The 8,814-nt window shown below is 31.4% G+C and carries 11 protein-coding genes; 1 reads left to right on the top strand and 10 read right to left on the bottom strand.

All coding sequences use genetic code 11. From position 1 onward, the window contains the following. Positions 1-172 precede the first annotated feature (172 nt). From ACODH8_RS14465 to ACODH8_RS14440, 6 genes are all read right to left on the bottom strand, one after another. Positions 173-568, bottom strand: coding sequence for a DUF1093 domain-containing protein (locus ACODH8_RS14465; RefSeq protein WP_332467112.1), 396 nt, complete (start codon positions 566-568; stop codon positions 173-175). 282 nt (positions 569-850) lie between these two features. Further along, positions 851-2,056, bottom strand: coding sequence for a hypothetical protein (locus ACODH8_RS14460; RefSeq protein ID WP_332467111.1), 1,206 nt, complete (start codon positions 2,054-2,056; stop codon positions 851-853). After that, positions 2,057-3,205 (bottom strand): hypothetical protein, encoded by a 1,149-nt coding sequence (locus ACODH8_RS14455; RefSeq protein ID WP_332467110.1) that lies wholly within the window; start codon positions 3,203-3,205, stop codon positions 2,057-2,059. A 2-nt stretch (positions 3,206-3,207) separates the two neighbouring features. Beyond that, complete coding sequence (locus ACODH8_RS14450; protein WP_332467109.1) at positions 3,208-4,056, bottom strand: ABC transporter ATP-binding protein; 849 nt, start codon at positions 4,054-4,056, stop codon at positions 3,208-3,210. Next, entirely contained in the window at positions 4,034-4,840 is an 807-nt protein-coding gene (locus ACODH8_RS14445) for a hypothetical protein (RefSeq protein ID WP_332467108.1), read from the bottom strand. The genes ACODH8_RS14450 and ACODH8_RS14445 overlap by 23 nt, the downstream gene beginning before the upstream one ends. Beyond that, entirely contained in the window at positions 4,837-5,367 is a 531-nt protein-coding gene (locus ACODH8_RS14440) for an RNA polymerase sigma factor (RefSeq protein WP_332467107.1), read from the bottom strand. Before ACODH8_RS14440 ends, ACODH8_RS14445 begins: the two co-directional genes overlap by 4 nt. Positions 5,368-5,517: 150 nt before the next feature. Between ACODH8_RS14440 and ACODH8_RS14435 the strand changes: the two genes are divergently transcribed. Beyond that, positions 5,518-6,417: a metallophosphoesterase gene (locus ACODH8_RS14435; protein WP_332467106.1), complete on the top strand. Its 900-nt coding sequence runs from the start codon at positions 5,518-5,520 to the stop codon at positions 6,415-6,417. Between the two features lie 87 nt (positions 6,418-6,504). Here the strand turns inward: ACODH8_RS14435 and ACODH8_RS14430 are convergent, their stop codons facing one another. The 4 genes from ACODH8_RS14430 to ACODH8_RS14415 form a co-directional block, all read right to left on the bottom strand. Beyond that, the gene (locus ACODH8_RS14430) at positions 6,505-6,738 is read right to left on the bottom strand and encodes a hypothetical protein (protein WP_332467105.1); all 234 of its coding nucleotides are present in this window, start codon (positions 6,736-6,738) and stop codon (positions 6,505-6,507) included. Positions 6,739-6,750: 12 nt separating this feature from the next. Further along, the gene (locus ACODH8_RS14425; RefSeq protein ID WP_332467104.1) at positions 6,751-6,957 is read right to left on the bottom strand and encodes a hypothetical protein; all 207 of its coding nucleotides are present in this window, start codon (positions 6,955-6,957) and stop codon (positions 6,751-6,753) included. A 4-nt stretch (positions 6,958-6,961) separates the two neighbouring features. After that, on the bottom strand, positions 6,962-7,549 hold the full coding sequence (locus ACODH8_RS14420) for a TetR/AcrR family transcriptional regulator (protein WP_332467103.1): 588 nt from the start codon (positions 7,547-7,549) through the stop codon (positions 6,962-6,964). Between the two features lie 113 nt (positions 7,550-7,662). Further along, positions 7,663-8,682 (bottom strand): GNAT family N-acetyltransferase, encoded by a 1,020-nt coding sequence (locus ACODH8_RS14415; RefSeq protein WP_420517805.1) that lies wholly within the window; start codon positions 8,680-8,682, stop codon positions 7,663-7,665. Positions 8,683-8,814: the final 132 nt, after the last annotated feature.

Here is an 8,814-nt window from a genome sequence, read left to right as displayed (position 1 = left end):
GCTGTAAATCAGAAAAATAAACCAATAGATAACAAAAAAGAATCGGAATCCAAAAATCTTTTTAAGATTTTCGAATTTCGATTCTTTTATTTAAGAACTGTAACTACTTATGTCACAGCCTCTTTTTTATTACAAAAAATAGAGATTGACCTTTTGAGTCAATCTCCTCTTACTATTTATTTAATTTTTCCAATATATCTTTTGGAACATCTTTTTCAGCAACTGAATTAGGTCCTTTTACAACTCGTTTGTTTGAAATTTCTGCTCTCACATAAGTTCCTGGTTCATAGGGTGTCACATCACTTCCCACTAAACCAAAGTCTTGCGTTTGAGCTTTTCCATTTGTTTTAATAAAATTAAAGGAATAATCATATGTGTAATTCATGGAGCCATCACTATCTGTAATCTTTTTCCCTGACATATCAAGGGCTTCTTTTTTCTCTGGAACTTCTGCAGGAACCAAGGCATAAGCTGTTGTCGCTTTATAGGTATCATTGTAATAGACATAGCCCTTAAATCCAATAAAAGCTGCCACTGCTAATAAAACAATCGGTATTATTTTTTTCATTTTCATTCGTCCTTTATTTGTTTGATAAACCTAGTTTACCAAGAAAAGCTTACAGACAAAATGGATAGTTCTTACACTTTTGTCATATGGTCTATCTTAATAATTCCTTATAAAAAAATTCTTAAAATAGAAGATTTTCATCACATTTTTATCATATTTATTGGCTATTATATACACATACCAACAAAACAACCCTAACAAACTTTTTCATTTTTATTTACTCCTCCAAAGTAGATAAAACAACTCCTTTTTAAGCCACTAGCTGAGAGCTAGGGGCTTTTTTTATTCTGTCAACAAGTCTTGTTTTCGACTTGTAAAAATAGGAATCATCCCAATCACAATACCAACAATAAATAATAATACAGCTAAATACATCTCAATCCATAATATCCCAGTTTTTTTATAAAAATAATTATTAATATAAAAACCTCTACTCACCATTTGATTACCAACGATTATATAGAACGTTAGTAATGGTATCACCTTTAGTAATAAACTAAAATAGTTTTTACTATGTTGCGCTGTAAAAAATAAGACACTAGAAAAACTCAATCCAATTAGATAGACTAATAAAATTAATAGCCACATCCATCCACTAACATTAAAATCAAAGAGAGAATAGTCCGCTGTTGCAAAACTTTCTGTAAAAAAGGAGTTCAACCCATTATTAAAAAATTGAGCTAAATTAGTTTTAACTAACGGTAGTAAAAAGAGACATAGAACACCTGTTAAAATCACAAAACTAGCTAATTGTGTCGCAATATATTGAGTCGCTACAAGAGAACGACCTTTTCGACTGGCCCATTGTAAACTTTTAATTTTTAACATGGTATCTTTAACAAAAGGTGTTGGTAGAAAAAGGGCCATTACAATCATCCCAAGTATGAGTATTGTAGCTATCATTGCTGATACGGTACCTGGAAATCCTTCTGGCAAAATATTACGCCAACTTTCTTTCTCAAAAACAACATCATTCAATAACTTTTTCTTCTCACTACTAACAAGTCTATCTTGATAGAATGATTTTTCTGAAGTAAAACGAGCAAGCCCATCCTGAATATTTTTATACCCTTCTATTTCCATAAATTGAGGTTTCTGTATAAATTCAGCGAGTGCATCCCATTCTTTTTCCTCTTCTTCATTCAATTCATCTCGGCGCTCTCCAGGAATTGATTCTCTCCAGTCCTCAAAATCTTGATAACTTTTTAAGTTTCGTTCTTTTCCATAAGAACTAGCTGCTACTATTTCATCTGTTTCTTTAATCAATTTTTGATAATCTTCTTCAACTTTTTGAAAATTCTCATCAGTCATTTTTGAGCCGAATTCTTCTTGCCATTTCAACGTGTAATTAAATATTGGCACTCCTGCTCCATTCGGAAAATAATGATAAATAAAACTAATCTCTGTATGATAAAGAACTAAACTAATTAATACTGCAATTAGAAATAGAAACGGGCTCACAAATTTTTTTAATTCTGCTTTAAGCATCTATAGAACCTCCTTTTTAGGATAATACTTATAAGTTAGTAGCAATACGCCTAACACCGATATTAAAGAGACAGCTACCACAAGACTCTCTTGAAAAGGTAGGATAGAAAAAGGGCCCATCTCTGTAAACCAATAACCTTGATTCTCCCAAACTTCAATTGGTGAAAACATTAAATACTTAAACACTGACCAGTAACCTTTAGACATGGCACCAATAACCATTATTTTATGGAGAGCAACTATACCAACTGTGACAACAAACCCTTTAAATAAATGATCTAACCATAAGCCCATAACAAAATGACAACTAAAACAAACTATAATTAACAATAAACTAAGTAAAATGCTAAATAAGGTATGCGTCGCCAATGTCATTGGTAACCATGTGATAAATGGCAGTTCTAATAAGCCAGGAAAATACACATTAAAATGAAACTGAGTTGACATACTATTGTTCCAAATAGTCCCTAAAGGATAAAAAAGGTTAAAAAAAAGAAAGGTTGCTAAAACAACTAACGTAAAAAAAAGAATACTTAGTAATAAACCGGATATGTATTTACTCACTTGTACCTTACGACCCGTTTTGGTTGTAAAGATTATTTTATTTGTTTTAGTCATACTTTCTGACGTACTAGCAAACAAACCAACTAATAAACTAAAAATCAGTCCCTCTGCTAATAATAGTTTAAGTAAAACATTGCGAATAAAAGTAAAAAATGACATGGTTTCACCTACTACTGCTAAATCAGCTCCTGCTTGCTGGCTAACTAATGTTTGAATAGACGTCTCCAGTAATTGATACTTTTTATTAAGATCAGACTTAAATGCTTCTGTCACTTGATAAAAATCAGTGACTTTTTCACCTAGTTGACTACCTGATGTATGGCTTAACTCATCCTTGCTATTTTCAATACTGAGTAACAATCTTTTTTGGTTGTTTTCTTTAGGTAATTCTTGGACTTGTTCAACTGTTTTTTCTGTCATTTTACTTCCATTAGCTAAACTAAATGATTGAACCATCTCTAGATAATTTTTATTCAAGTCAACGCTTATAATCCATGCCATATTAAACACAAGGCACAAAATAAGAAACCCAATTATCATCGGTTGTTCTAATAACTTTTTAAATTCAAATCCCAATAAAATCATCATCACACCTCATCTCTAAAGAGATATAAGAACGCATCCTCTAAACTAGGAGTTACTGCAACACCGTTTACTGGTTCAATCTCAGCTGCAATTCTTAAAAAGCTCCCTTCTTCTTCTTGTTTCTCACTTAATAATAATTGATCGCTTGTTAAGTTTTCTGAACTAGGAATTTCAAATATTTTACCTTGAACTAACTGGCTAATTTCTTTTGCTGGCGCTGTTAAAAAGACTTTTTGATCTTTTAAAAGGATAATTTCATTAGCAATAGCTTCAATGTCTGACACAATATGAGTCGATAATATCACGATTCTATCCTTTGACAGTTGATGTAAGAGATTTCTAAATCGAACTCTTTCCTTTGGGTCTAATCCAGCTGTTGGTTCATCTAAAATTAATATTTTAGGGTCATTTAACATGGCTTGAGCAATGCCAACTCGTTGAATCATTCCACCTGAAAATTGCTTCATCTTTTTATTTTTTACTGAAGATAAAGCGACTAATTCTAATAATTCATCAATTCTACTTGCTGCTAATTTAGCATCCATTTTTTGTAAAACAGACAAATAGGTTAAAAATTTCTTCGGTGTATAGTTGCCATAGTAACCAAAATCTTGAGGTAAATAACCTAATAAACCACGGTAATCTTCTCCTAAATCCACAATAGGCTTTCCTTGCCATAAAATACTCCCTGATGAGGGAAATAGAAGAGTTGTTATCATTTTGATTAAGGTCGTTTTTCCAGCTCCATTGGGTGCTAAAAGTCCATACATGCCATTCTCAAATGTTAAATTAATATCTGTTAATACTTTTGTCCCTTTAAATTCTTTACTAACGTTCTTCAATTCCAACATAGCTTAATCCTCCTTCTCTTTTACTCATATAATTTTGACGTAACATTAAGAAATAACTTCCCATTAATACGATACCTAATAAGAAAACAACCAATTCTGGTAACTGAAGAATGACGTCTACTAACACGTCTTGTAGATACATAAGAACAACTCCTACCACTGACCAAAAAATTGGGCTGACCACATGGTTCCATCTTATTGACAGTTTTTGATCTAACTTTATCTGAATAATTAAATAGAGAAACAAAGAAACACTAGCAATACTTATTAATTTCAATAAGGAGAACTCTTGATTCGTTCCTAACCAACAGATAACACTTAAGCAAACAGAAACAACTAACGCTATTACACTAAACACAAGAGAACGTATCACTTGAATTTCTCTAAGGGATATTTTTAAGGTCATTTTCAATTCAAATGTTTTCATCTGAACTTCTTTCCATAAACTTAAATAATGAAATAATCCATAAACTACAGGAGATAATAGAAATACATAAAAATAAGTACTTTTTTCTATAGAATGATCCAGTAGAAAGACTAAAAAGTTGTCTGATTGAATCCCGTAATAAGTCCCAATCAATATAGCTAAAATAAAACTAAATGATAGTAATAAAATATCCTTTAATCCCCAAAAACAGACACGCCAATCCATCTCTTTAAACATCACGTAAATAAATTGAGTGAATGTTTTAGGTTGATTAGAAACTTGAGACATAATATAAGCTATGCTCTCTTCTTTTTCTTTTACAGTAGGTATTTGGTTTTCATCTAGTAATTTCATCACATGGTAAACTCCTTTCTTATCTTCTTGAGTAATCGGTAATACTGAGCTTTTATCTTTTCTTCCTCTTCATCTTTCAAAATAGCGATTTCTTTAAACGATAGCTCTCCGTATAGTTTTAATCGAAAAACTTCTTGGCTAAGAGGACTAAATTGCTGAATGTAATCACCAATTTCTTTTAATAACTCTTGATTGGCAATTACTTCTAAGTAGTTATCCTCTTCCACCCAATGATAATCAGCCAATTCCTCCAACTGAATTTTTCTTTTTCTTCTTAAATCAATCACCTTATAAGTGCCAATTTGAAATAGCCATGTTTTAAAACTTGCTCGGGTTTCATCATAAGTCCCCAAACTATTCAAAGCTGAGATAAACACTTCTTGGGTCATATCTAAGGTGTCTTCTTTTTTACCAATTTGTCTAAATAAAAAGTAATATAACTCATCATAATAACGTCTGACCAATTCTTCACTAGCTAGTCGAGAGTCTTTTTTTACTATTTTTTTGATTAACCATTTATCACTTTTCATCTTTCTCCTCCTTCAGACTCTCTCAACTACTTATTCGTTATTCGCACCTCTATTGTTGCACATTTTTGAAAAAAATTTTAAATATTTACGAAACATCCTTACAGGCGAAATAATTAATATCAGTTATAATGATTAAGGGAGGGGAACAACATGAATAAATTAGCTATTATGAGTGACTTACATGTAGATATTAACAAGTTATTCACTAACGAAATCAATCAACTAATCACCGTTCTAAAACATAATCACGTAACTCACCTACACTTAGCAGGTGACACGGCCAATACAACGAAACGACTATTTGAAACCATCAATCAAATTGAAGCAACAGACATTACTGTTACTTTTAATTTTGGTAACCATGAGTTGCCTGATATCCCTTCTCCAGAATTAATGGAAATTTTTCCTGACACGCGCTTTTTAAATTTAAAAAGCTTTCCTCTAAACGACGAACTGGTTTTATTAGGCGTTAATGGTTGGTATGATTATTCCTTTGCACTTGAAGATGACCATAAAAAAATAATTGCTGCCAAAAATTTATTTTGGTACGACCGATTAATAGAGCGAAACGCAACGGACCCTGAAGTCATGGCAACTATCCTACAACAACTTGAGGAACAATTAAATGAATTATCTCTTGCAAATAAACAAGTTATTTTAGCAACTCATTTTGTTCCTAGAAAAGAATTTGTTTATTATCATACAGGTGAATATGAGCGATGGAATCAAATCAATGCATTTTTAGGTTCTTCAGCCTTAGGAGATTTAATTGATAAGTACGATAATGTTAAACATGTCATTTTTGGCCATACTCACAGGCAATTTGAAGAAACACTTATTAACAATACTATTTATTCAGCCAAACCTTTTGGCTATTTCTATGAATGGCAATTAACCAGGGAATTTATGTTAAGCAATCAATTAATGACTAGCTTTAATCCTTTGAAGGTTAGAAAATTACTAAAAGGCCATGAGGAATCTTTTGAATCCTTTAAACAACTTAAACTAACAACTGAATTTACTAATAAAATGACTCTAATTGACTATTAAAAAAGTGTGCCATAAGTTGTTAACTTACGGCACACTTTTTAGTATCAATATATCTTATCCACATAAGGTGTGGATAACTAATTTAATTTATAATTTTTTCTTTTCCACATGTGTAAAAGTTGCACTTAATCCACTTAAAATACCTAAACCAATTAACCATTTCGATGTTGTTAATACTCCCAGAGACAAGCAAGTCACGGATGTAGCAATATTAACTTTTTCATTAATCTCTAAAGTTGCTTTAGAAGGCATTGGTATCTCCATGTTTAAGCCTATTTTTTTATTGATTCGATTAACTTGTTGATTAATTTCTTTGATCATCCTTCATTCCTCCTAATGGGTTAATACATAAATAATGGGATTGATTAGTAACAAACAGCCAACTAAACTTAAATACTTACCGAATTTTTCCTTTTTCAACATGTAATAACAACCCATCAACAAACACAACACAGCAATAATAGCCATCACTAGAGTTACACTTCCTAAAAGGGGTGAAAACCATGTTAACATTCTTTCAAAAAATTGATTAATCATCATACTACTACTCCTCCTTAAATAACTTAGTCAATGTATTGTCAAGTAAAAAATTAAAGGTTTTTTCAGTCCCTTGTAAACTATCACGATCAACTAAGGATAAAAATAAAATGGAATGAATAATGTTCATTACTTCTTCTTCAGGCAATAACAGTTTTAGTTTTGATCGCTCAATCACTGTTGTAAAAATGTTAGAGCTATTCATTTTTAATTCATTTACTTTATCTTCTGGTAGTTTAGCTAAAAACAAATCATATTCTGCACTATTGATATCATATAATGTTGGGTAGGTTTGGTATTCTTTAAACAGCCACTTTAGCCCTTGTTTAAAGCCCTCTATTTTCTCATCAGTTGCATCTAAATAAGCCGACCAAGTATCTAACAAGTTTTTCTGAACGTTCTCCAAAACATCAATAAACAAATCTTCTTTCCTCTTATAAACCAAATAAAAGGCTCCTGATGAAATACCCACTGCTTTAGTTAGTAATGGGATATTAGTTTGTTTATAACCTCTCATTCGCCAACTTTCTTCACAGGCTACTTGTAAATCTTTTTTTATTTTTTGAATATCCTCTTCTGAAAAACCTCTAGCCATCTATTCACGTCCTTTTACTCTATTATTCATGAATATAATATATTACATATTCATGAATAAATCAACAAGAATATTCATGATAAAAAATAAAAAAACTAGCTTACTAAGCTAGTTTAAAAATAATCATATAATCTTGGTGTTTCAACATCAATCAACTCTGACAAACCAACTGAATTAGAGAGCTTCTTAATCTCTTCTAACCATATAGCATCATCTAAGCTTTGTTTCCCCATAAAGACTTGAGTAAATCGCTGAATACTGCCACTATAATCAATCTGCGGAGCCTTTTCTGTTCTTTGACAAGTAGCACGGCCATTTTCAATGACTACGTGGAAAACACTATTATTCCACTCACAACTTGTATCTTCAATTTCTAGGTAATACTCTAATTTGTTTGCTACTTGCTTAAACGGATATTTATTGATGAACGCTTCAAAGTTAACAATTTTTACCATCATATAACTATATGTCTTTCTCGTAACTTCTTTCATTTCAGTAAATAATTCTAAAATACGTTTATCAGAAAGATTTGTCGAAACAAATTCTTCAAAGCTTCCATTATGTGATGCTACAAAAGTCATTAGTTTTCTTAAAGCAAAGTTATTTCTATAGGCCATTTCAAAAATTTGGAACTCGCTTGCTCCAACTAATCCATAAATCAGATAACCTTGTGGAGTATTGTTATCATCAAAACAAATCGCAATACGCTTGTTTTTCTTTGGTGCAATAGTGTATTCCCACCAATAATCTTCTCGCACAACTGTTCCATGTTCTTTTTCTAAAGTTTCTTTATAAAGCTCTTTTAAAATTGTTTTCGTTGAATCGTCTTCCCATAAAACTCGTTTTACTTTCCCTTGTTTTTCAGGTTTAATTTGATTCATTAAGGCTTTCGGGATTCTTACTTCTTGAGAATCAAATACTGTTTCATAACCAAATTTACGATAAAAAGCTTGTGAGAATGGAGCTAAGTAAGATAATTCTGTCCCTTTCTCATAGAGATCTTTAAAAATCATTTGAAAAATATTTCTAATGCCTCCTGTGCCACGAGCTTCTGGATACGAAGCAACGTCACCAATGCCTGACATTTGCATTTTTTGTCCCATAATAGTCACTTCAAAAGGATAACTAACAATTTGACGGTTGCGTCAAGAATTATGTGTAAATGGAAAAAACCATTCTGTCGGTTAAGTTAAAACATTGATTCTAATGTATCTTGTATTTCTTTAAAACCTTTATGAATCCGACACAAAAATTTCTGATTATAG

Origin of the sequence: Vagococcus fluvialis, assembly GCF_048815235.1 — a bacterium.
Classification (GTDB): domain Bacteria; phylum Bacillota; class Bacilli; order Lactobacillales; family Vagococcaceae; genus Vagococcus.
This window is presented reverse-complemented; position numbering and strand designations above follow the sequence as displayed.